The sequence below is a fragment of the Corynebacterium hindlerae genome (assembly GCF_014117265.1).
Taxonomy (GTDB): Bacteria; Actinomycetota; Actinomycetes; order Mycobacteriales; family Mycobacteriaceae; genus Corynebacterium; species Corynebacterium hindlerae.
Map to the genome: position 1 here is coordinate 2,473,831 of NZ_CP059833.1, position 24,458 is coordinate 2,498,288.

Sequence of the window (24,458 nt, forward strand, 5' to 3'; positions counted from 1 at the left end):
CGAACGCTACCCGCAGCGTTGGCGAAAATTTAGCCTATCCACTTTCCATTCCAGGCGAGATCCTCACACTCGAAAGGCGAGACGAAACACATGACCTCTCCGAACAACTACTTGGCCGTAATTAAGGTCGTCGGCGTCGGCGGCGGTGGCGTTAACGCTGTCAATCGCATGATTGAAGAAGGTCTTAAGGGCGTTGAGTTTATCGCCATCAACACGGACTCCCAGGCGCTCATGTTCTCTGATGCGGACGTGAAACTGGACATTGGCCGTGAAGCCACCCGTGGCCTGGGTGCCGGCGCCAACCCAGAGGTCGGTCGCGCCTCCGCTGAGGACCACAAGTCCGAGATTGAAGAGACCCTCAAGGGTGCGGACATGGTCTTCGTTACCGCTGGCGAAGGCGGTGGCACTGGTACGGGTGCTGCGCCGGTCGTTGCGAACATCGCTAAGAAGCAGGGCGCCTTGACCGTTGGCGTCGTTACCCGCCCATTCAAGTTCGAGGGTCAGCGTCGCACGAAGCAGGCGGTGGAAGGCATCGATGCGCTGCGCGAGGTGTGCGACACCCTCATCGTTATTCCAAATGACCGTCTGCTGCAGCTTGGCGACGCCTCCCTGTCCATGATGGATGCGTTCCGTTCCGCCGACGAAGTGCTCTACAACGGTGTTCAGGGCATTACCTCCCTCATCACCACCCCAGGCATGATCAACGTCGACTTCGCCGACGTGCGCTCCGTCATGGCCGATGCTGGTTCCGCTCTGATGGGCATCGGTTCCGCACGTGGCGAAAACCGTGCTATTACCGCGGCTGAGCAGGCCATCAACTCGCCTCTGCTCGAATCCACCATGGAAGGCGCAAAGGGCGTGCTGCTCTCCTTCGCCGGTGGTTCTGACCTTGGCCTGCTCGAAGTGAACCAGGCAGCCGAGATGGTCCAGCAGCAGGCAGACCCAGACGTCAACCTGATCTTCGGCACCATCATTGACGACAACCTGGGGGACGAGGTTCGCGTCACCGTCGTCGCCGCTGGTTTCGATGGCGTCGCCAACAACACCGCTCAGAGCGCAGCTGCTGGCGCAGCAGCGCCGGCCCAGCCAACCGCCACCCCAGCGCCTGCCGCGTCCGGTGGCCTGTTCCAGGACAGCGCTCCGGCACTTGACGAGGAGCCAGAGCAGCCGGTGGAGGAGCCAGTGTCCGACTACGAGCGTCGTTCCGATGCGGCACGTCACCGCCTGGACTCCGACCGCCGTGGCCTCTACACGGACTCTCGTGACCGTGGGTATGGGCGTCGTGAAGAGCGCCGTGACCACCGAGACGACCGCCGTGGCCGTCGCGATGACTTCGGTGACGACCTCGACGTGCCGAACTTCTTCTAAACTTAAGGGCTATGGCCCTCAACGATGATTCTCGCCCCGTCCGCAAGGTGTTTACTAACCGCGTGGGCGGGGTTTCGCATGCCCCTTACGACTCCTTTAACCTGGGCGACCATGTTGGGGATGACCCCGCAGCGGTAGCCGCCAACCGCGACCGCCTGGCGTCCGTCATTGGTTTGGCACCTGAACGCTTGGTGTGGATGGAGCAGATCCATTCACCGAACGTCACTGTGGTCAGCGGGCCGGTGGCTGAACCTGTGGAAGCGACGGACGCACTAGTGACAACGCAGCGGGGCCTGGCACTGGTTGTTCTGACGGCGGACTGCGTTCCGGTGCTGCTTTCCGATCACGAAGCCGGCGTCATTGCCGCTGTCCATGCTGGTCGGATGGGGGCGCGCAATGGCATCGTCGCCAAGACGGTGGAAAAGATGGTGGCCCTGGGCGCGGCCCCGGCGCGGATCCATGCACTCATGGGGGCTGCTGCCTCTGGCGAAAACTATGAGGTACCCCGCGCCATGGCGGAGGATGTGGAATCCCGCCTGCCTGGGGCCCTTGTGCGCACCCCACAGGGCACGTGGGGGCTGGACATTCGCGCTGGTCTCATCAGGCAGCTGCTCAGCCTCGGCGTGACTGCCATCGATTCCGATCCGCGCTGCACCGTCGCGGATACCAGCTTCTTTTCCTATCGCAGAGAAGGAACGACCGGTCGCCAGGCAGGTGTGGTGTGGTTGCCATGAGCCGTCTCGACGAACTCTCCAGCAGGCTCGCAGCGGTCCGAGCTGACATCGCCCAATACGAAGCAGCAGCGGGACGCCCACCAGGTTCCGTGACGCTGCTGCCCGTCACGAAGTTTCATCCGGCCTCAGATATTGAACTCTTGGCTTCGCTGGGGGTCACGGCCGTAGCGGAAAACCGGGAGCAGGAAGCACGCGCGAAAGCGGCCGAGCTGCCCGACGTGGACTTTCACATGATTGGCCAGATCCAGACGAAGAAGGCCAACGCCGTCGCCCGGTGGGCCTCGTGCGTACACTCCGTGGACTCCATCCGCCTGGCCACCGCGCTATCGCACGGCGTGGACCTCGCTATTGACCGCGGGCAGCGCCCCGCCGGCACGCTGCCGTGCTACATCCAACTCAGCATCGACGGCGACACCAGCCGTGGCGGGGCAGTGCACACCGACGTGCCAGCACTTGCCGACGCCATCTCGAACGAGCCGAACCTCGACCTTGCCGGAATCATGTGCGTCCCCCCTCGGGACATGGATCCCACCGCCGCGTTCACGGAAGCCGCCGAGGTGCTGGCACACCTGAGCTCCCAGGTAGGGCGGCCGCTCGGGTTCTCCGCGGGGATGTCTGGTGACATGGCAGCAGCAATTAAGTGTGGTTCCACAGTCGTGCGTGTCGGAACAGCAATACTCGGTTCGCGACCACTAGCGTAAAAAGCACATCACGCTGCACAGCACCCTAATAGCCAGCAAAGGATTAACACATGTCAGGTGTTCAGAAGTTCAAGGAATTCTTCGGCCTCGCACCATTCGAAGGCGAAGACGAAGCGTACTACGCAGATGAGCGTCGTTACGGCGCAGCTCCCGCATATTCCAGCGAAGCAACCGCCCGCGCCTATGAACCAGCGCCTCGCGCCTACGAACCCACCATCGTCCCAGTAGTAATTTCCGAATACTCCGAAGCCACCCTCATTGGCGAACCATTCCGCGATGGTGACGCAGTCGTCTTCGATATCGCGGACATGCCTACCGACGACGCTCGACGCATCGTCGACTTCGCCGCAGGCCTCTGCTTCGCGCTGCGAGGCCGCATGGAAAAGGTGGAATCCCGCGTCTTTGCTGTTATTCCAGAAAACGCACACATCTCTAGCTACGAGCTGAAGCGAGCAGCGCGCCTGGGCTAAGCAGGCTCCAGGTGCGGTGCAGTACTGTTCTTTGAGAGGTACCAAGACCCGATCGGCATTGCCCGGTCGGGTCTTTGCTTATGGGATTTTTGGGGTTTAGGGGTGGGGCAGACGCAGAAACCCGGGTTCGGAAGGAAAACGGCCAAATAGCAACTGTGAAGCTTAAATTTGCGCCGAGATCCGGGGAATGCTTCCCGGGGATTAGAGAGGAGTGCGCTCTAGCAGCCCCGGGATCCGTACGCTGTATTTGCGTTGCCTTAGCCTCCAGCACCTGTGCTACCTTTTTTCTTGAACACTGTTTAAGAAATAGAGAATCGAGCAGCAATGAGCGAACCATACGATGTCCTCATCGTGGGAGCAGGCCTGTCTGGGATTGCGTTGGGGGTGGAACTTGCGAAGGTTCCAGGATTAACGTTTCGGGTCGTCGAGAAGCGGGCGCGCGTGGGCGGTACCTGGGACATCTTTACCTACCCTGGGGTGCGCAGTGACAGTGAAATGGAGTCGTACCGGTTTTCGTTCGAGCCGTGGCGGGGCACTACGCCACTGGGTAAAGGTGCGGAAATCAGGGATTACCTTGAGAATGTGGCCACCAAACATGGCGTGGCTCAGCACATTGACTTTGGTGTAGCTGTCACCGCTGCGAACTGGAACAGTGAGCAGCAGGTATGGTGCGTCACCACGAACAGCGGGGAATATCAGGCACGCTACCTGCATATCGCCGGCGGGTACTACAACCATGAACACGGCCACCTACCCACGTGGGAGGGGGAATTCGGCGGTGAGCTGATCACTCCGCACCACTGGCCGGAGAACCTCGATTACCAGGGGAAAAACATCGTGGTCGTGGGGTCGGGGGCGACGGCCGCGACGCTGGTCCCTGAACTGGCGAAAACCGCGCAGGTGACCATGCTGCAACGATCGCCGAGTCATATGGCCCCCATGCCCAACCACACGATGAAGTTGCCGGATAACCTCAATCGGTTGCGCGCAGTAGCCACAAACCAGCTCATCATCGCGATGGCGCGCCACATGCCGAAGCTGCTGAACAAGGCGCTGGACGTGCGGCGCAGTCGGATCCTGCCGCCGGAGCAGCGCGCACATTTCCGTCCTAACTACCCTGTGTGGGACCAGCGCGTGTGTCGCATCCCGGACGGGGATTTGTTCCATGCCATTGCCGACGGCGCGGTGCGCGTGATTACCGATCGGATCGCGCGGCTAACCCCCACGGGCATCGCGCTGGAAAGTGGAAGGGAGCTTAACGCGGACATCATCGTCGCTGCCACAGGTTTGGAACTGCAGGCGATGGGTGGCGTAGAGATCATTGTCGACGGCGCCGCAGTAGCAGTGGGGGAGACCGCCGCGTATCGGGGTGCGATGCTGAAAGGCGTGCCAAATTTCAGCTTCACCATCGGGTACGTCAACGAATCCTTCACGCTCCGCGCCGAGCTGGTTGCCCAGTTTGTGTGGGGTGTGCTGGAACGGATGCGCGCCAGCGGCGCTCAGGTGGTTACCCCGACGGGAGAGGTGAGGGGCACAAAGGGGCGCATCATTGACCTGAATGCTGGCTACGTGAATCGCGGTATCCACCAGTTCCCATACGTCACGGATACCGAGCCGTGGGCGCTGCACAACAGGCACTTCACTGAGGCCCGTAGCTTCCGTACCTGCGACTACACCGGTCTTGACTTTGGTGACACCACCCTGGCAGGCATCCGAGCACGCGTGCGTGGCACGGGCGAAACAGTCGTGTTGCTGCACGGCATCGGGCGCGGGCTCGAAGACTACGACGCCCTGTCCATCCCCGGCGTGCGAACCATCGCGCTAGACATCCCGGGTTTCGGAACCACCCCCGGCCTCACCCGCCCCACCATGGCCGGACTTACCGACGCCCTCTGGCGCGCACTCGATGGCGAAGACAACGTCACGTTGGTCGGAAACTCTATGGGTGGGGCATTGGCTATGCGCATGGCGCTCGCGCACCCGGAACGCGTTTCAAAGGTCGTGCTGCTTGCGCCAAGCGGGTTTAGTACTGACATCACTTCCTCGGTGAAAATAGCCGCCTGCCCGCTGGGTAAGGGCTTCCTCCGGCTCGCCACAGGCCCGTTGCTCGCCAAGGTAGAGCGCGCCGTGGTTGCCGATCCGGCATTGGTCACCGAGGACACATTACGTGTCGCCCAGCGCACGGCCCGGAACCGCGATTATGTACGGACCTTTGTGGCCTTGTCCCGAGAACTCGTCGGGGTGCAGGAAAGTGAGCGACTGGACGTCGTTAAGGCATATGCCGGCCTTGGCCTGCCGACTCGCATCGGATGGGGAACAGCAGACACCATTTTGCCCGTTGGACACGCGGAGACCGCGCGGACGATCCTGCCAGGGGCAGACATCAGGATTTTTGAAGGTGCCGGACACATTTTGCAACGGGAACGGCCAGCCGAAGTATCCGAGCTCATCCGGATGCCGTAGTGTCATGGGGGTGACTAGCATTACCTACATCTTGGCGCTCCTGCTGAAAATCTATTTGGATCTGCTCATCGTCCGCATCGTGATTGAGATGATCCAATCGTTTTCGCGCCAGTTCCGTCCGCCACGCTGGTTCGCACTGATCGCAGAACCAATCTTTATGGTCACGGATCCGCCGGTGAAAGCCGTCCGGAAGCTGGTACCCCCAATCCAAATGGGGGGAGTGGCCATGGATGTATCGATTCTGCTGCTGTTTTTGATCATTCAGGTGTTGCTGTTCATCGTCTTATCGATATAGTGCAGCACAAGAGTCGTGCCCAGCTCCGACTAAATGTAAACTTAAGAGTTGATTTCTATTCAAGCGGGAAAGAAAAATGCCGTAAAACCGGGCGTTTGCTACCCATTGTTTGAGAGAATTAACTACACTGTAAAGAAATTTGCTGTGGGGAATGCCCACAGCGTGCCTCCAAAACCTTGGGGGCTGCAAAAGTATCGCGAAGGGAACCGTCAATGCCGCTGACTCCAGCTGACGTGCACAATGTTGCTTTTAGCAAGCCTCCAATCGGTAAGCGTGGCTACAACGAGGATGAGGTGGATCAGTTCCTCGACCTCGTCGAGGACACGCTGGCACAGCTCCAGGAGGAGAACGAAGAGCTCCGCAACCAGGTAGAAAACTCCTCTGGCGCAGCTCCAGTTGCAGCGCCAGCCAACAACGTTGACGTTGCGGCTATTGAGAAGAAGGCAGCAGCTGACGCAGAGGCAAAGGTCCGCGCTCAGTACGACAAGAAGCTGGCCGACGCAGAGGCTGCTTCCAAGAAGGCTCAGGAAGAGCTGAAGAAGGCTCAGGACGACGCCCGCAAGGCTCGCGAAGAAGCCGCAGCCGCGAAAGAAGAGGCAAAGAAGGCAGCAGCCTCCAAGCCAGCTTCCGCTGCCCCTGCTGCAGCCGCCGCTGTGGCAGCATCCGGCGACGCAACTGCAGACACCCACATGCAGGCAGCCCGTGTCCTCGGCCTAGCCCAGGAAATGTCTGACCGTCTCACCGGCGAAGCTCGTGCAGAGTCCAAGGCGATGCTCGACGAGGCACGCGCCGCCGCCGAAAAGACCATCAACGATGCAAACTCCGCATCCGCAGCAACTCTCTCCGAGGCGCGCGCCAAGGCAGACAAACTCACCTCCGAAGCTGACGAGCAGGCAAAGGCAATGATCGCCGACGCCACCCAGCGCTCCGAGGCAATGCTCGCTGAGGCAACCACCAAGTCCGAAACTCAAATCAAGCAGGCTGAGGATAAGGCGAACGCCCTGCAGGCAGACGCAGAGCGCAAGCACACCGAGATCATGGCTACCGTCAAGCAGCAGCAGTCTGTGCTGGAAGGCCGCATCTCTGAACTGCGTACCTTCGAACGCGAGTACCGTACCCGCATGAAGACCCTGCTCGAGACCCAGCTCGAAGAACTCGTCTCCCGCGGTCCGGCTGCACCATCTGGTACCCCAGAGAACCAGTAATTGAAGCGTCAACTCCCTCTTGTCTTACACTTGGCAAGGGGGAGTTTTTGCGTTTCACTTGGAAAGGGTCCCGATGACCGTCTTAACCCTAATCTTGGCGCTGGCCGCGTTTGCAGCTTTCGTCGCCGGCGCAGCCACAGGCGACGTGATGTGGTACATGCTTGTGGTCATTTTTGCGATTACCGGGCTCATCGTGTGGGTAATGGATTTGCGCTCCAAGAAGTAGCGGAGGGGAGCGACTGCGCACCCATAGCGTGCGTAAGCTATACTGATACGCAACGTAAGCACTGATCCGGCTATCACCGGGGAGCTTTCCGGAAGAACAGCCTAGAAAAGGCCTATTAGACCCGGACGGGTGGGACCGTGACACACCTTCTAGACCAATGAAGCGGGGCCGTGAGAAACGGCCCAAGCGGGGTGGTACCGCGTCCTCATCGGGCGTCCCGGCAGCAACGAAAAACGATGTAGCTGCTAGGAGTACCTATGAACAACACGGGCCGTGTGTACCCACGGGAGGACCTCTCGGGTGGGTCGTCCAAGTTCCCAGAGATGGAACGCAACGTCCTTGAATTCTGGTCAAAGGACAAGACTTTTCAGGCATCGCTGGATAACCGCGAGAACAACCAAGAATACGTCTTTTACGACGGCCCTCCGTTCGCCAATGGTTTGCCACACTACGGCCACCTGCTGACCGGTTACGTGAAGGACATCATCCCTCGTTACCAGACGATGCGTGGCAAGAAGGTTGCCCGCGTGTTCGGCTGGGACTGCCACGGCCTGCCAGCGGAGCTCGAGGCGGAAAAGCAGCTCGGCATTAAGACCGGTGAAATCGAAGGCATGGGCCTGGCCAAGTTCAACGATTACTGCGCCACCTCCGTGCTCAAGTACACCGAGGAGTGGAAAGAGTACGTTACTCGCCAAGCCCGGTGGGTGGACTTCGACAACGGCTACAAGACCATGGACCTGGACTTCATGGAGTCCGTCATGTGGGCGTTCAAGGAACTCTACGATAAAGGCTTGATCTACCAGGGCTTCCGGGTGCTGCCGTACTCTTGGGCAGAGCAGACGCCACTGTCCAACCAGGAAACCCGCCTGGATGACTCGTACAAAATGCGGCAGGACCCGACGCTGACGGTGACGTTCCCAGTCGTCGGTAAGCGCGGCGGTGACGTACCCGCAGAACTCCAGGGCGTGAAGATCTTGGCATGGACCACCACGCCATGGACCCTGCCTTCCAACTTGGCGCTCGCTGTCCACCCTGAGGTCGACTACGTGGTGGTGCAGGCCGAGGACGGAGAGAAGTACCTGCTCGCGGAGGCTCTCGTTGGTACGTACGCGAAGGAACTGGGCGATTACGCTACCGTTCACACTGTGAAGGGCGCGGAACTGGAAGGCCTGGAGTACACCCCGCTGTTCGACTTCTTCAAGGACGCCCCGAACGCGTTCCAGGTCATCGTGGCGGACTACGTCACCACCGAGGACGGCACAGGTATCGTCCACCAGGCACCTGCCTTCGGTGAAGACGATATGTTTGCGTGTGCCGAATATGGCATCGATCCCGTTATCCCAGTCGGCATGGACGGCAAGTTCACCTCACTGGTGGCCCCTTACGAAGGTCAGCTGGTCTTTGATGCGAACAAGCAGATCATCAAGGATCTGAAAGCCACCAGTCGTGTCGTGCGCCAGCAGACGATCGAGCACTCTTACCCGCACTCCTGGCGCTCCGGCGAGCCACTGATCTACATGGCACTGCCATCGTGGTTCGTGGCTGTGACTAAGTTCCGCGACCGCATGGTCGAGCTGAACAAGGAAGGCATCGACTGGATGCCTGCTCACATCCGCGACGGCCAGTTCGGTAAGTGGCTGGAAGGCGCCCGCGACTGGAACATCTCCCGTAACCGCTACTGGGGCTCCCCAATTCCGGTCTGGATTTCTGACGATGAGAAGTATCCACGTGTGGATGTCTACGGATCCTTGGATGAGCTGGAGCGCGACTTTGGCGTGCGCCCAACCTCCCTGCACCGTCCCTACATCGACGAGCTGACCCGCCCGAATCCGGATGATCCGACCGGAAAGTCCATGATGCGCCGCGTGCCAGAGGTCCTCGACTGCTGGTTCGAGTCCGGCTCCATGCCGTTCGCCCAGAAGCACTACCCGTTCGAGAACAAGGACTGGTTTGATACGCACTCGCCCGCGGACTTCATCGTGGAGTATTCCGGCCAGACCCGCGGTTGGTTCTACACCCTCCACGTGCTGGCCACGGCGCTGTTTGACCGCCCGGCGTTTAAAAAGGTTGTGGCTCACGGCATCGTTCTCGGCGATGACGGCCTTAAGATGTCCAAGTCCAAGGGCAACTACCCGAACGTCAACGAGGTGTTCGACCGCGACGGTTCCGATGCCATGCGTTGGTTCCTGATGTCCTCCCCAATCCTGCGTGGTGGCAATCTGATCGTCACAGAACAGGGCATTCGCGAGGGCGTACGCCAGGCTCTGCTGCCAATGTGGAACGCATACAGCTTCCTGCAGCTGTATGCTTCCAAGCCTGCCGAGTTCTCCACTGACGCCACGGATGTGCTGGACCGCTACATCCTGGCCAAGACCCACAATTTGGTTGCCGACGTGCAAAAAGCGCTGGACAACACCGACATCGCGAGTGCCTGTGACCTGGTGCGCACGTTCTGCGACGTGCTGACCAACTGGTACGTGCGCCGTTCCCGTGACCGGTTCTGGGCGGGCGACGAGCAGTACCCGGAGGCCTTCAATACGCTGTACACCGTGCTGCATACCCTGACCCGCGTGGCTGCTCCATTGCTGCCGATGGCAACCGAGGTGATCTACAAGGGCCTGACAGGGGAACGCTCTGTCCACCTGGCGGACTTCCCGGTGGCTGCGGACTACCCAGCGGACGATGCCCTTGTCGAGGCAATGGATGGCGTCCGCGGAGTGTGCTCGGCGGCGTCCTCGGTGCGTAAGGCAAACAAGCTGCGCAACCGCCTGCCGCTGCCTCAGCTCACCGTGGCGCTGCCTGGTTCCGAGCGCTTGGCCGAGTTCGCCCCGATCATCCGCGACGAGGTCAACGTCAAGAACGTTGTGCTCTCCGACGATGTAGATGCGGTCGGACGCTTCGAGGTCGTGGTGAATGCTAAGGTCGCAGGCCCTCGCCTGGGACGCGACGTCCAGCACGCCATCAAGGCAGTGAAGGCGGGGAACTACACCCGCAACGGTGACACCGTGCTCGCCGATGGCATTGAGCTTCACGACGGCGAATTCACCGAACGCCTCGTCGCCGCTAACCCCGATTCCACCGCACAGGTGGTGGGCTTCGGCGGCCTGGTGTCCTTGGACATGACCGTCACCGAGGAACTGGAAGCCGAAGGCTGGGCAGCCGACGTGATCCGTGGCCTGCAGGATGCACGCAAGGCAGCTGACTTTGATGTCACGGACCGCATTCAGGTGGTGCTGTCTGTTCCTGCTGAGAAGGAAGAGTGGGCACGTCGCCACGCTGATCACATCGCGGCGGAAGTGCTAGCCACCTCCTTTGAGGTCGCCACTTCTCCGGTGGAGGGCACTGAGGTGCTCAAGGGCGTAGTGGCTCAGGTGGCTAAGGCCTAGCCACTGTTAAAAAGGGGCAAAAAGTGTGTCTAGCTTCCGTGATGGAGCAAGGTCAGGACATGTAAATTACTGGTGTATATTGCTTCGGGTCGTATAGACGCACAACCCTTGATCAATACTGTGATTGATACCGCACCTGTGCTAGCAGGTGCGGTTTCGTGTCTCCGGTGACCCGGAACCATATCATTTACTAGACGCAACAATGCCCGGCCGACGGGGACAGAATTCTTGCTCTTTAACCCTTAAGGCGAGCGTCATCTATAACCATTGTCTACCAAGCGGCCCTATGCGATGTAGTGCCCTCTTCCACCCTGAGATGGAACACGTGGACGTTATCTCAATCCACGAGCAACGCAACGTCGGAATACAAAAACACCATCGGATAGAAGCGATGTCGACCCGACACACTTTTGCTACCCAACCCTAAAGGATTGTTTTGGGCGCTTTTTGCAGCTGGAGTCCCACTTTGGCTAAGTAGAACGCGATGCAGCTCTCCACCACCATGCTTGGTCCCCAGGCCAAAACTTCCAGAAATAAGTTCCACCCAGTCTGGGAAGTGATGATGTAATAGGCAACCCAGAACGTCGCGTCTATCGCCAACGCAATCGCAATCCAGGATGGGAACAATGGGTGCTGTAGGAAACAATACGATAACGCGAAGAGGCCGCCAGCATAGAGAAGCTGTGCGAACAAAAAAGAGGCGGTGAACTGCCCGATATTCGGGATATGCTCCATCAGATTGAAAACACCTGACAGCAGCACTGCACTGCCTATGAGAGCGAAGCCAACAGTGATTCGCGTTGGGACTTTCAAGAAAGCCGGCATGCTGCTTGGGAATGCGAGGACAGCACAAATGAACACAGTCGTGCTGCCAAACCTGGTTAGTGCAGAGAAGATCGAGCCGGGGTTAATGATGTCAGCGACAGACACCAGAATTAAATAAACTACCCATCCGCCTGCGCAAAAAAGCATAGCCCGGCCTTGATCCAGACAGTCGTAGGCGGTGCCTAGACTACGCTCATTCACTTTTTCTCCACTTACATTTCCGGGGATGTTACCGTCGCAGAATCTTACCAGCTTTAAGAACCTTCTATCATCACACACCGCTATTGTTAGCTAGGTGAGAACTGTTCCAATCATCCTGACGCTCGTCTCCGGGGTCTCGCTTTACTGTGGCGCCGCGGTGGCAGTCAGTCTGTTTGCGCAAGCTAACCCGCTGTTCGTGGCATGGCTGCGCGTAACGACGGCCGCTGTGCTGTTGCTCATTGCGGTTCGGCCATCGTGGGCGTCGTTTAGCGGTGCAGCTGGCGGAGCTGCGGCCCTTTATGGCCTGGCTACGATCGGGATGAACATGTCGTTTTACGGGGCCATTGCTGAGTTGCCACTGGGCACAGCGGTGGCGATTGAATTCTTTGGACCTGTGGTTGTGGCCGCACTTGGAACGCGTGGTTGGAGAGACTGGGGCGCTTTGCTTCTCGCGGGAAGTGGCGTGATCCTGCTGTCGGGCGTGCAATGGTCGGGCAGTGCGCGCGGGGTAGCGTTCGCTTTGCTCTCGGCGCTGCTGTGGGCGCTATACATAGTGCTGGGACATCGAGTGTCCCTGGATAAACCGGTGCAGGGCCTCACTGTGGGCTTCGTCTATGGTTCACTGCTGACCCTGCCCGTGGCGCTGATGATGGCGCCGCATCAGGTGGCAGCTGGCTGGCCCCAGTTCATAGGACTTGCCTTCGTTCTGGGGATTTTGTCTGCGCTCATTCCATACACCCTAGATATGAGATCTCTTGCTCTCGCCGGATCGAGCTATTTTGCATTACTCACAGCGCTGCTTCCGCTTGTGGCTACCGTAGTTGGCTTCGTGGTACTACGCCAGCAGCTCAGCGCAGTGGAGATGATAGGGATTGTGATGATCGTCGTTGCAGTGTTTGTTCGAACGCGTAGCTCTGCATCTGTGCCCCAGCGCGAAAGCCGATGATTCCCAGGGAAACTTCAAAAAGAATGAACGGGATCACCGCATACTCAGTGGGGGAACCGATGAGAAGCCCCTCGGTGGCAATCCAGTAATAGCCTGTCCAGAAAATGCAGTCCAGCACAATTCCGACAGCAATCCAGTTTGGGAACAGCGGATGTCGGTAAAAACAGTACGCCAACGGTACCGCCGCGGCGATCATGAGGGCGTGTGATATGACTAAAGCGGTCAGTACCTGATCTATCTGCGGGAACACTGCCAGTTGCTCCCGTGCGCAGAGGAACTGCAGCGCCAAAGCTAAGAGAGCGATGACGATGCTCAGGTTCTTTGGCAAATTCAGTGACTTCGGAAGCGCGAAATTCAAGGCAATTACAGCCATTAGAATCATGAAAAACGCACCAAAACGCCCGATTCCTGAGAACACTGAGTCTATTGGCGTGAAGTCCGCAAGCCACACTAAGGGCATAAAGCTGAGCCATCCAAGTGCCGCTAACTGCATGGCATAGCCCTGATCTTGAACCTCGTGAGGTGTGCCGAGCGTATTGATCATCTTACCAATTCTGCTATATAGGAATAATCTGAGATGCGGATAAGTATAACAGAAAAACCGGCTATCCCGTGAGTTGGGATAACCGGTTTCACGCTCGTGCCACTAAGGCATTAGGCAAATGCTTCGTCGATAAGCGCAGCCTGCTCGAGCTGGTGCACCTTGTTGATGCCCGTCGAGGTGGAGGACTGTGCACGGCGAGATACGCGCTTCATCTTCGGTAGCTCAGGCAGCACCTCTGGCAGGTTCAGTGCGTAGAACGGCCATGGGCCTTGGTTGGCTGGCTCGTCCTGGCAGAAGCGAACCTCTTCCAGGTTGGTGAACATCTCGAAGATTTCACGGAGACGGTTGTGGGGGATTGGGTGCAGCTGCTCAAGGCGAACAATCGCGACATCCTCGCGGCCGTCCTTCTTGCGACGCTTCTCCAAGTCGTAGTACAGCTTGCCGGACACCAACAGCACCGTCTTGATCTTGGACGGATCGCCGACGACATTGCCGAAAGCGTCCTGGATGCGTGGGTCGTTGATGACGGAGCGGAACTTCTTCACCTTGGTGAACTCCTCAATTGAGGAGGTTGCAGCCTTCATACGCAGCATCGACTTCGGGGTGAACACGACCAGTGGGCGCTTCAGCTCGCCGAGGGCGTGACGACGCAGCAGGTGGAAGTAGTTCGCTGGGGAGGTAGGCTGAGCCACCGTCATGGAACCCTCAGCACACAGCTGCAGGTAACGCTCGATGCGAGCGGAGGAGTGGTCTGGGCCCTGGCCCTCGTAGCCGTGTGGCAGCAGCAGGATCACACCAGACTCCTGGCCCCACTTAGCCTCACCGGAAGAGATGTACTCGTCGATGATGGTCTGGGCGCCGTTAGCGAAGTCACCGAACTGTGCTTCCCAGGCGACAACAGCGTCCGGGTTACCCACAGAGTAGCCGTACTCGAAGCCCATGGCTGCGTACTCCGTCAGTGCCGAGTTGTAGATCATGAACTTACCGCCGTTGCCCTTGGCCTGGGCCAGCTCGTGAACTGGGTTGTACTCAGCAGCGGTCTCTGGATCGATCATCACCGCGTGACGCTGGGTGAAGGTACCACGACGGACATCCTCACCCGCGAGGCGAACAACCTTACCGGCGTTAGCGAGAGAGGAGAAAGCGATGAGCTCAGCCCAACCCCAGTCGATGCCACCCTCGACGGCAGCCTTGGCACGCTTCTCCGCGATCGGAGCGACACGCGTGTGGGCCTTAAAACCTTCGGGGATGTTGTGCCATGCGCCACCGATTTCAGCCAGGTCAGCTTCGGTGATAGCGGTCTCCAGGCCGTGAGGCAGTTTCTGGGAACCGGTGATGCCCTCTTGCTGGCGCAGCGGATCCTTCTCGGCAGACTTCACTTCGTTGAAGACGGATTCCATCTGGTCGTGGAAGTCACGAGCAACTGCCTCCGCCTCGGCGTCGGAGAGATCACCGCGGCCCAGGAGGTTGTCTGCGTACTGTGCGCGCACGCCTGGCTTATCGTCGATGACGTCGTACATCTTTGGCTGGGTCATCGATGGGTCATCGGCCTCATTGTGGCCACGACGGCGGTAGCAGATGAGGTCGATGAAGACGTCCTTACCAAAGCGACGACGGTACTCGGTGGCCAGCTGGCCCACCCAGACAACAGCCTCTGGGTCATCGCCGTTGACGTGGAACACAGGGCAACCGAAAGCCTTGGCGTAGTCAGTGGCGTAGTGGCTAGAACGGCCGGAATCAGGGGTAGTGGTGAAGCCAATCTGGTTGTTCACCACAATGTGGATGGTGCCACCGACGTTGTAGCCACGCAGCTGGGACAGGTTGATGGTCTCTGGGACGATGCCCAGGCCAGCGAAAGCAGCGTCGCCGTGCAGCAGAATTGGGACAACAGTGTAGCCGTCTGGGCCCTTGTCCAGGATGTCCTGCTTCGCACGTGCGATACCTTCCATCACTGGGTTGACAGCTTCCAGGTGAGATGGGTTCGCAGTCAGGGTGACCTTGATTTCGCCATCGCCGAACATCTGGATGTGCTTGCCCTCAGCACCCAGGTGGTACTTCACGTCACCGGAAGCACCAGCGGTGTCGATGGACATATTGCCCTCGAACTCGTTGAAAATCTGGCCGAAAGGCTTGCCCACAATGTTGGCGAGCACATTCAGGCGGCCGCGGTGTGGCATACCGATGACGACCTCGTCCAGGCCCTGGCCAGCAGCGGTGTCAATGGCAGCATCCATCAGCGGGATGAGAGACTCTGCGCCTTCCAAGGAGAAGCGCTTCTGGCCGACGAACTTGGTCTGCAGGAAGTTCTCAAATGCCTCTGCAGCGTTGAGCTTCTGCAGGATGTACTTCTGCTCCGCGCGGGTTGGCTTTGGCATACCAGCCTCGAGGCGGTCCTGCAGCCAGGTGCGCTCGTCGCGGTCGAAGATGTGGGTGTACTCGGAACCAACCTTCAAGGTGTAGGCGGCGCGCAGCGTCTTCAGGACTTCACGCAGCGTCATGGTCTCACGGCCGGCGAAGCCACCGACATGGAACGTGCGGTCCAAATCCCACAGGGTCAGACCATGCGAAGCGATATCCAGATCCCGCAGGTCCGGAACCGGCATGCCCTCCTGCTTGTACTGCAGTGGGTTGGTGTCTGCGATCAGGTGTGCACGAGAGCGGTACGCCTCGATGAGCTGCATCACGCGGGTGTTCTTGTCCACACCCGTGTTTGGCACGTCCTGGGCCCAACGGATTGGGGTGTATGGGACATGCATCGTGTCGAACACGTGATCCCAAAACACGTCGTCGATAAGCAGCTGCGACATGGTACGCAGGAACTCGCCGGACTCCGCGCCCTGAATGACGCGGTGGTCGTAGGTGGAGGTGATGGTCACCAGCTTGCCGACGCCCAGCTCAGCCAGACGATCCTCAGAAGCGCCCTGGAACTCGGCTGGGTAATCCATGGAGCCGACGCCCACGATGAGGCCCTGGCCCTTGGTCAAACGTGGCACAGAGTGGCGGGTACCGATGCCACCTGGGTTGGTCAGGGACACCGTGATGCCCTGGTAATCATCCATGGTCAGCTTGTTCTCGCGACCACGCTTGACGATGTCCTCGTAAGCGTCGATGAACTCGGAAAAGCTCATCTTTTCACATTCCTTGATAGCTGCTACCACGAGGGCGCGGGAGCCATCCTTTTGTGGAAGGTCGATAGCGAGGCCAAGGTTAATATGCTCATTGCGGATGAGGGTTGGCTTGCCGTCGACGACATCATACGAGTTGTTCATGTCTGGGTGAGCCATGATGGCCTTCACCAGGGCGTAGCCGATGATGTGGGTGAAGGAGATCTTGCCACCCTTAGTACGCTTCAGGTGGTCATTGACCATCGCGCGATTTTCAAACATGAGGCGGGCAGGCATATCGCGCACGGATGTTGCGGTTGGAATCTCCAACGAAATATCCATGTTCTTTGCAATTGCCTTGTAAATACCCTTCAGCGGAGCCTTTTCAGCGGCAGGAAGTTCGCCAGCGCGCCCCATTGGGGACTTTGCCTTCTTCGCCTCTTCGGCCTTGCGCAGTGCAGCCGCAGACGAGTTGGATGCGGGGCCGGAGCTGGTTGGCTTCTTCGTCGCAGCGGCTGGCTTCGAGGCAGCTGGCTGTGGTGCAGCTGGGGCCGATGCGGTCTCCGGGGTTGGCTTCGATGCCTGTGCTGGTTTTTCGGGGGTAGCGGGGGCGCCTTGCTTCTCAAAAAGTTCGCGCCACTCAGGATCTACCGATTGCGGATCCTTTTGGTATTGCTGGAACATGTCGTCAACTAGCCACTGGTTCTGGCCGAAGTTACTAGCGCTGCTCACGGCAGGGTCTCGCCTCATTTCCGTTGTAAAAGATTACGTCAGATTCAACTGTAGTAGTTCACTACAGGCTAACGTGTTTTAGCCCATAAAGTCACGCAGTTAAGCGGGGTTTTATCTAGTAACAGAACTCTACCCCTATTGGGGTGTTTTTAGGGGGAAGGGGCACGCTTATCGACGGCCCGTTCCCCACTCGCTGGTTAGGGCTGCGCGTGCCACATCGTGGCATACGCGCCTTTGGTAGCGAGTAGCTCGTCATGGGTGCCATCTTCGGTTACTTGACCGGCGGATACGACGAGGATGCGATCTGCTCGGGCGGCGGTGGCGAGCCTATGCGCCACAATTATTGATGTTCGGGTTGAGGTGACGCGGTCTGAAGCGTTGAGGATCGTGGCTTCGGTTGCGGGGTCGAGGGTTGCGGTGGCTTCGTCGAGCAGCATGATCGCTGGTTGGCACATTTCTGCCCGCGCTAGGGCGATCAATTGACGTTGCCCGGAGGACAGTCCCCGACCTCGTTCGCCGACGGGATGGTTGAAACCACCGGGAATTGCTGCGATCGCGGTGAGTGCGCCGACGCGTCGCGCGGCAGCGGTGATCTCTGCTTCGTTCGCCGTGGGACGCCCGTAGGCGATGTTGTCGGCTACGGTGCCACTGAACAGATGCGACTCCTGGGGGACGAGCCCGATGGTACGACGCCAATCATGCAGTGGGAAGTGCTGGATATCTGTGCCGGACGCAGTTACTGTTCCAGCGACCGGGTCGTAGAAGCGGGCGAGCAGTTTGACCAAGGTGGACTTCCCGGAGCCGGTTGCGCCCACGAGAGCCACCGTGGAGCCCGGTTCGATGCTGAGGGACAAGTGTTCGGTAACCACAGGAAGATCGGGACCGTATCCAAAGGAAACATCGGCCATGGCCAGCGTGCCTCGGGCGGCGGTGTCGGCGCCGGGCGCGGTTCCGTTATCGGCGACAGTCGGCGCGGTGGCGAGCAGTTCCGAGATTCGGGTTAGCCCCACGGCTGCCTGCTGGTAGCCGTCGAAAAGCTGCGAAAGCTGTTGGACGGGCCCAAAAAGGAGACCCATGTACATCACGAATGCAACGAGCACGCCGGCGGAAATGTCGCCCTGGAGGACGTGGTGGGCTCCGAAACCGAGGACAGCGGCGGCCGCGAGTTCGTTGAGGGCGCCGATGCCGGGGAAGTAGAGGGCGACCGCGGTTTGCGAAGCGATTCGGGTACGACGGTACGTGTCGGCCGCATCCTCGAACTCGCGGAGCGAGTGTGCTTCCATGCCATGCATTTGGGAAATCCGTAGCCCGGAGATGTTTTCGTGGAACATGGCGTTGACCGTGCTGATTTCCTCGCGGGCTTGGGCGTAGAGGCGTGCGGAGATTCTACGGAAGAAGTGGGTGGCCACGATCAGGATAGGTAGCGACGCGAGCGCGACGAGCGCGAGGCGGGTGTCGGTGGCCAGTAGCATTCCGGAAATTCCCAGCAGGGTAGCGAGCGACACAATTGCTTGTGCCACCCCGGTTTGCAGGAACGAGGAGAGCGCGTCGATGTCAGTAGTCATGCGCGTCATGATGCGACCGGACATGGTGCGTTCGAAATAGTCGAGGCTGAGCCGCATCAGGTGTGCGTAGGTGCGGAGTCGCAGGCCGAACAGAAGCCGTTCGCCGGTGCGGGCTGTGAGCACCGTTTGAACCATGGCGGTGATCCAGCTGATGAGCACAATGACGGCACCAACTCCGGCGATGAGCCACAGAGCAGAGGCATCCTGCGCTAAGACTCCACGGTCGATGGCGAAGCGGACGAGAGTCGGGAACGCAAGGTCGGCGGCGACTCCGATGAGCAGGCAGACGATCACCGCCACGATCAGCCACCGCACCTGCCGGAACAAGGGCATCAGCCGGAAGGGCTCCTGGGTAGTGCGGGCCTGCCGGGTATCTAGTCGCGGGCTTTCCGACGCCGGTGGCAGTTTTGCCACCTGCTCTAACAGCTCCGGGGTAGCTGGGATCGCCGCAGCCATTCCCATGCCTCCACGGCCACCGCCCCGACCCATAGGGCCGGCGACCATCCCGGCGGCTTCTTGTGTAGTGACAGCGGTGATTCCTTGTGGGTTCGGTTCTTGGCAGGGCCAGAGCTTGTCCCACTCGGGTTCGGCGCATCCTTGCTCATCAAAGGGCAAGTGTTCGCCGGTGTCCTCCCGGAAGTTCAGGTCCATCAGGCGGGCGAAGCGCGCGTTGCCACGCATCGTCGACAGCGGGCCTATCGCAGTGACCTGGCCCCGCTCGATGAGTGCGATTCGGTCTGCTAAGTCAAGTGTGGATTGGCGGTGGGCGACGGCAATGATGGTGACGTCGTGGAAGTCGCGTCGGAGCGCCGCATAAATGCGGGCCTCGGTGGTGGCGTCGATGGCTGAGGTGGCATCGTCGAGGATGAGGATCCTCGGGCGGGCCAGTAGCGCGCGGGCGAGGGCGATCCGCTGGCGCTGACCACCCGACAAAGTGAGCCCCCGCTCGCCGACGACCTGGTCGTAGCCATCTGCTAATTCAGTGATGAACTCATGTGCCTGGGCGGCGCGGGCCGCGTGCTCGATCTCCTCTTGCGTATAGGCCCCTCCCATGGTGAGGTTCATGCGAACGGTGTCGCTGTAGAGAAATGGCTCATCAAAAACCACGCAGATGCTGCGACGCAGCTCCGCGCGGTGCAGTTTAGCGAAATCAATTGCGCTATTGCTGCTCAGCAGGGACAACGAACCGCTATCGGGCTGGTAAAACGCGCCCATGAGCTGCACCGCCATGGTTTTTCCCGCGCCGGGAGGCCCGACGAGAGTGAGAGTTTCCCCGGGGCTGACGGTGAAACTCAGCTTATCTAGGATACGGCGGTCACCGTCACGGAAGATGACATCGTTTAGCGCTAGCCCGAGTGGACCGTCAGGAATGGGAGTGGGCGTAGTTGGGTCTTGGTGTTCTGGCTTGAGCTCGAGGACGTCGAAGATACGCGACACGGACGAACGGGACATATTGATCCGAAGCGCGAGCCCGGAGAGCATGCGGGACACGGCGGTGAGGGAGGAGAGATAGGCAGCGAAGGCAACAAACGTACCGATGGTAATGGCCCCAGAGAGCGCAAGCCAACCGCCAAGCGCAATATTTGCCACTAATGCGAGCTGGGGGAGTTGGTCCACCATTGGTTGGAAGCGTGCGGTGAGGCGAGCGCTACGCATCCGGTCCGCATACACTTTCCGGCCAGCTTTTTCGATGGCGTCGATTTCACGTTGCTCCTGCGCAAACGCCTTGACAACGCGAATACCGGTAACAGTTTCCTCCACGTGAGTGGCGAGGTCTGCTGCGGATTGTTGCGCTGCCCAGGTGGCCGCGAACATGGGTTTTCGGGAAGCAAGGGCGCCGAAGAAGATCAGCGGCAGTGAGGCTATCGCAACGAGTGCAAGCAAGGGGGACAGCACTAACATCACGACCACCGTGAATATCAGTTTCAACACATGGCCGACGCCGAGGGGGAACATCGCCACGAGGCCTTGGATCATGGTGATGTCCGAAATGGATCTGCTCACTACTTGTCCGACGCGGATGCGGTCTTGGCCGGGGCCATCGAGTTTTTGCAGCGCGTCGAGGATAGCGATACGCAGGCGGTGTTGCACGTTGATGGAAAGCAGGCCAGCGGTGTAGCGACGGCCGAACTGGGAGATGAATCTCCCGAGCGCAACGGCGACGAGCACGATGATGATGGTGAGCAGCGGAGAGAACTGGGGGACCAGCCGAGTGGCCCAGGCTCCGGTTGCCTCGCCGAGAGCGACATCGACCGCATCTTTGGTGAGTAGCGGGATGGTGAGCTCGAAGGAGACGACACCGACGGTGGCCAGCATGGCGAGCAGCGTGGCCAACGGGGATGAGACGACGACGCCCCACAGTTTCTTGGTGTTATTCAACGGTTATTTCTTCTTAGTCAGCTTCCAAAGGCCGCGCTGCTTCTTCGGCTCCTTCTGTGGCAGGGGCTGGAGGAAATCCCCTGGGATAGGGCCCATGGATTCGCGAGTATTTTTAATGACCTGGTCCGCGAGCTTGCGGTTCGCCACGGTACCGACAACCAGCCCGACTCCCAGTGGTAGCAGCTTACCGATCCACATGTTCCGGATACGCTTGGTGAGCCGGGCACGGGCCATTTTCATCAATTGGGCATTGATAGTGCTGAGTCCTGGGATGGTGGCCCGGTTGATTCGGGCAGCTACGTTGGCGTCTTTTCCTGTGCCGATGTCGCCGAGCAGCGTATCAACCAGCGCGGTACCAGGAGCGCCCAGTATCACCACCAGGATGAGCGCGCGGCGGCGTTCTGGATCGCGGATGTCTACACCGCGCAGGTGGGCGGAGGCCGCGGTGTACAGGGCTGCTGCGTCGAGGAAAACGAGGGATTCAGCGCCGACAGCTGCTGCACCGGTGACGAAGCCGACACCTGGTAGCGCGGAAGCAAGTCCCGCGGCACCGCCAGAGCCGGTGGCGAGACGCTTAAAGTGCTTGTCTAGTTCCAGCTGGATCTGCGCCGGGGTGGCGTCAGGATTGTTGCCACGGACCCAGCGGACATAGCCTTCCACGGCGCTGGTCTGGATGCGGACTGCGTGATCGAGGCCGTCGATAAGCATGCGCCCGCTGATACCGGCGTTTTCCTTGAGGGTGGCTGCGTCGGAGCTCAGGGCGTCGGTGATCACTGGGTTGGTCATTGGTTTTCTGCCTTTCGTTGCGGAATTCCTGGCTGGTGGCCAGGATCAGTCCAACATCAATTCTGCTGCGAATATTCCTCAGCGGCCATGATTTGTTCATCGGTGGGGCGGATACCGGTGTAAAGAATGAATTGTTCGGCGGCTTGGAGAGCCACCACTTCGCCGCCATTGATAGTTGGTTTGCCTAGCCGAGTAGCGGCCTTGATGAGTGGTGTTTCCACTGGATATGCCACGACATCGAAGACGATGGTGGCCCGAGAGATCTGCTCGTCGGTGAAGGCTTGTTCGCCTTCGGCATCCCCGTACATTCCCAGTGGGGTGACGTTAACTAACAATTCGGCATCTTCTGGGACAAAAGTGGAAAACTCCCACCCGTAGCGCGCTGCAAGGGCGTTGCCGGTGACCTGATTGCGGGCAACGACAGTGCCGGTCATGCCGTAGTCGGCCAGTGCTGCGACTACCGCGTTGGCCATGCCACCTGATCCGCGCACCGCGACGTGGAGTTCTCGTGGCACTTGGTGAGATTGGAGCAGGTGCGCTACCGCGATGTAGTCGGTGTTGTAGCCCTTGAGGTGGCCATCGGTGTTGACGATAGTGTTGACGGATTGGATGCGTGCGGCGCTGGGGTCGAGCTCGTCGATCAGTGGGATCACGTCCGCCTTGTAGGGCATGGATACGCCCGCACCACGGATAGCCAGGCCACGTATTCCTGCAACAGCTGCCACGATGTCAGTGGGGGCCACTGCTTTATACAGGTAGTTCAGCCCTAATTCGGCGTAGAGCCAATTGTGGAACCGTACCCCGTGATTGGAGGGGCGCGCAGCTAAAGAAATGCACAAAGTGGTGTCTCGGTCGACGAAATTAACCATAATGACAAGGGTAATGCGTTTTTCGATGCTGAGGAGAAACATCGTGTCATTGCCTTGGGGGTCCTTGGTGGCTGAAAGTCCCCGGTTTGAGCAGTTTGTGTCTGGCGGGGCGGTGGTTTCCGGTACCGACTGGATCGCGGACTCTGTTGCTGCGGGCGCGGAGCAGTTCCAGTTGCCTCCTAAGCAGTTGGCGCAGTTGTGGTGGTACAGCTTCGGCGGTGGTGTGGTTGCACCGTCGGTGCATCTGATGGTGGGGTTCGATGCGGTTCCTTCGCTGTCATTCGATGCGGGGGAACTGCGTTGTTCTGGGTTTTGGACGGGCTTTTCCACGTCTGTGTCTGCGCCGTCTGTGGCGGAGGCCGGGGCCTGCCTTGCTGAGTCGACTGCACCGCTTATCGACCTCTTGTGCAGTGAGTTCTCATTGCGGCCGGCGCCGTTAGTGTCTTTGATGGTGGATGCATTGCGGCAGTCCGCGTTGGAGGCGGGGAACGAGCATTTCTCTCCGGCATTGGGGGTGTCGGTCGCTCGGGACTTGGTGGCGGGGTTCGCTGGGCCTGCGGGATCGTATTTCGGTGTGCTGGATGGTGAGGTGGTGTCCCTCGCAGATGCGGAAGCAACAGATGATATGTTTGTTTTCGCGCCCCGCCAGTCGTGCTGCATGGTGTACCGTTCACCGGGGTCGGGACTGTGCACGTCGTGTCCGAAACGCCCTGCTGAGAAGCGGGTGCAGGATATGATTGCGCTGGCTGATTCGTTTGCGTGGTGATTTTCACGGCGCGGTGGGGAAGTTCCGACTAGGCTGAGACGAGTCGGAGTCTCTCCTGTAGTTTTCCGGAAGGAACGTGTCACGTTATGAGCTTTTTCGAAGACATCGCCGCCGCACTTGATGCGGAAGGTATCGAATCTAGGGTTAACGACGACACCATGTTCGTACCGATCACGTCGGAACTGGAAATCCAGTTCGTCGAGATCGACCCGATCCTGCCCGCTGCCAATGTCTATGTTGCGGCAGCTGACGTCACGGAGGATGACGAGGATTTCGAGGCGGTCCTGGTGTCGGTGGTGTTCTCTGTGGAGGATGCGCTGACTACGGTTGGACGCCACGTGGCCACCGACCAGGTTGTGACCTTGCTGTCTGACTTGTTGCTCGGAACTGATGAACGCATCGCTGACCTGGAGTTTTATCAGTCCGCCGACGATCCTAACTTGGTCATTGCAGATGTTGCGGAATCCTCTGAACTCCGCGTGCTCGTTGACGTCCACGAAGATGTTCCCACAGCCTTTGTCGCCTTCGTCTCCGTAGATGCCAGCTACGAGGATCTTGTCGATGAAGCAATCGCGGAGGTCTGGGACGCGGAGGATACCGAAGAGCTGAGCGATGAAGATCGTGCGCGCCTGTTCGACAGCATCCAAGAGGATGTGGCGAGCCAAGTGAGCGAAATTCTTGATCTGGGCAGCTTCACGGACTTTGATCGGCTTTTCGATGTCCTCTCGCTTGCCGCAGACCAAGCAGAAGATTGGGAATCCCAGCTCACACCGTTTGACGACGACGAATTTGATGGGCCGGAAGTCTATGACATCTTCGCCGAAGAGCTTGATGAGGAATTGGACGACGACCTGGAAGACTACGAGGACTAGCTCCTGGAACCCTATCCCGTT

General features: G+C 59.4%; 18 protein-coding genes. 12 read left to right on the forward strand and 6 right to left on the reverse strand.

Translation table 11 applies throughout. The features are described 5' to 3' along the window. Positions 1-90 precede the first annotated feature (90 nt). From ftsZ to ileS, 9 genes are all read left to right on the forward strand, one after another. A complete protein-coding gene (gene ftsZ / locus HW450_RS11925) occupies positions 91-1,368 on the forward strand; it encodes a cell division protein FtsZ (RefSeq protein ID WP_182385830.1) in 1,278 nt (425 codons plus the stop codon). 11 nt (positions 1,369-1,379) lie between these two features. Continuing rightward, positions 1,380-2,102: a peptidoglycan editing factor PgeF gene (pgeF, locus tag HW450_RS11930; protein ID WP_182385831.1), complete on the forward strand. Its 723-nt coding sequence runs from the start codon at positions 1,380-1,382 to the stop codon at positions 2,100-2,102. Further along, the gene (locus HW450_RS11935) at positions 2,099-2,803 is read left to right on the forward strand and encodes a YggS family pyridoxal phosphate-dependent enzyme (protein ID WP_182385832.1); all 705 of its coding nucleotides are present in this window, start codon (positions 2,099-2,101) and stop codon (positions 2,801-2,803) included. The genes pgeF and HW450_RS11935 overlap by 4 nt, the downstream gene beginning before the upstream one ends. Before the next feature lie 50 nt (positions 2,804-2,853). Beyond that, positions 2,854-3,273 carry a cell division protein SepF gene (locus tag HW450_RS11940; protein WP_182385833.1) on the forward strand — a complete coding sequence of 140 codons (420 nt, stop codon included), beginning with the start codon at positions 2,854-2,856 and terminating at the stop codon, positions 3,271-3,273. Positions 3,274-3,597: 324 nt separating this feature from the next. Further along, the gene (locus HW450_RS11945; RefSeq protein WP_182385834.1) at positions 3,598-5,736 is read left to right on the forward strand and encodes an alpha/beta fold hydrolase; all 2,139 of its coding nucleotides are present in this window, start codon (positions 3,598-3,600) and stop codon (positions 5,734-5,736) included. A gap of 10 nt (positions 5,737-5,746) precedes the next feature. Beyond that, positions 5,747-6,031 (forward strand): YggT family protein, encoded by a 285-nt coding sequence (locus HW450_RS11950; protein ID WP_182385835.1) that lies wholly within the window; start codon positions 5,747-5,749, stop codon positions 6,029-6,031. A gap of 212 nt (positions 6,032-6,243) precedes the next feature. Then, positions 6,244-7,236, forward strand: a complete 993-nt coding sequence (locus tag HW450_RS11955; RefSeq protein WP_182385836.1) for a DivIVA domain-containing protein — start codon at positions 6,244-6,246, stop codon at positions 7,234-7,236. A gap of 73 nt (positions 7,237-7,309) precedes the next feature. Further along, the gene (locus HW450_RS11960) at positions 7,310-7,462 is read left to right on the forward strand and encodes a hypothetical protein (RefSeq protein WP_182385837.1); all 153 of its coding nucleotides are present in this window, start codon (positions 7,310-7,312) and stop codon (positions 7,460-7,462) included. Positions 7,463-7,719: 257 nt separating this feature from the next. Continuing rightward, complete coding sequence (gene ileS, locus HW450_RS11965) at positions 7,720-10,848, forward strand: isoleucine--tRNA ligase (RefSeq protein WP_182385838.1); 3,129 nt, start codon at positions 7,720-7,722, stop codon at positions 10,846-10,848. Between the two features lie 423 nt (positions 10,849-11,271). Here the strand turns inward: ileS and HW450_RS11970 are convergent, their stop codons facing one another. Next, complete coding sequence (locus HW450_RS11970; protein ID WP_182385839.1) at positions 11,272-11,874, reverse strand: hypothetical protein; 603 nt, start codon at positions 11,872-11,874, stop codon at positions 11,272-11,274. Between the two features lie 94 nt (positions 11,875-11,968). Here HW450_RS11970 and HW450_RS11975 point away from each other — a divergent pair, with 94 nt between their 5' ends. Further along, positions 11,969-12,820 carry an EamA family transporter gene (locus tag HW450_RS11975; protein ID WP_182385840.1) on the forward strand — a complete coding sequence of 284 codons (852 nt, stop codon included), beginning with the start codon at positions 11,969-11,971 and terminating at the stop codon, positions 12,818-12,820. Here HW450_RS11975 and HW450_RS11980 read toward each other — a convergent pair. The 5 genes from HW450_RS11980 to HW450_RS12000 all read right to left on the reverse strand — a co-directional run bounded on the left by HW450_RS11980 (position 12,723) and on the right by HW450_RS12000 (position 22,799). Then, the gene (locus tag HW450_RS11980; protein ID WP_182385841.1) at positions 12,723-13,364 is read right to left on the reverse strand and encodes a hypothetical protein; all 642 of its coding nucleotides are present in this window, start codon (positions 13,362-13,364) and stop codon (positions 12,723-12,725) included. The genes HW450_RS11975 and HW450_RS11980 overlap by 98 nt on opposite strands. A gap of 110 nt (positions 13,365-13,474) precedes the next feature. Further along, on the reverse strand, positions 13,475-17,200 hold the full coding sequence (locus HW450_RS11985) for a multifunctional oxoglutarate decarboxylase/oxoglutarate dehydrogenase thiamine pyrophosphate-binding subunit/dihydrolipoyllysine-residue succinyltransferase subunit (protein WP_182385842.1): 3,726 nt from the start codon (positions 17,198-17,200) through the stop codon (positions 13,475-13,477). Between the two features lie 197 nt (positions 17,201-17,397). Next, positions 17,398-21,144, reverse strand: coding sequence for an ABC transporter ATP-binding protein (locus tag HW450_RS11990; RefSeq protein WP_232843267.1), 3,747 nt, complete (start codon positions 21,142-21,144; stop codon positions 17,398-17,400). 3 nt (positions 21,145-21,147) lie between these two features. Further along, entirely contained in the window at positions 21,148-21,930 is a 783-nt protein-coding gene (locus tag HW450_RS11995) for a hypothetical protein (RefSeq protein ID WP_182385843.1), read from the reverse strand. 56 nt (positions 21,931-21,986) lie between these two features. Continuing rightward, complete coding sequence (locus HW450_RS12000) at positions 21,987-22,799, reverse strand: shikimate 5-dehydrogenase (RefSeq protein WP_182385844.1); 813 nt, start codon at positions 22,797-22,799, stop codon at positions 21,987-21,989. A gap of 43 nt (positions 22,800-22,842) precedes the next feature. Between HW450_RS12000 and HW450_RS13170 the strand changes: the two genes are divergently transcribed. Both HW450_RS13170 and HW450_RS12010 read left to right on the forward strand, forming a co-directional pair. Further along, positions 22,843-23,565 carry a (2Fe-2S)-binding protein gene (locus HW450_RS13170; protein WP_182385845.1) on the forward strand — a complete coding sequence of 241 codons (723 nt, stop codon included), beginning with the start codon at positions 22,843-22,845 and terminating at the stop codon, positions 23,563-23,565. 86 nt (positions 23,566-23,651) lie between these two features. Beyond that, on the forward strand, positions 23,652-24,437 hold the full coding sequence (locus tag HW450_RS12010; RefSeq protein ID WP_182385846.1) for a hypothetical protein: 786 nt from the start codon (positions 23,652-23,654) through the stop codon (positions 24,435-24,437). Positions 24,438-24,458: the final 21 nt, after the last annotated feature.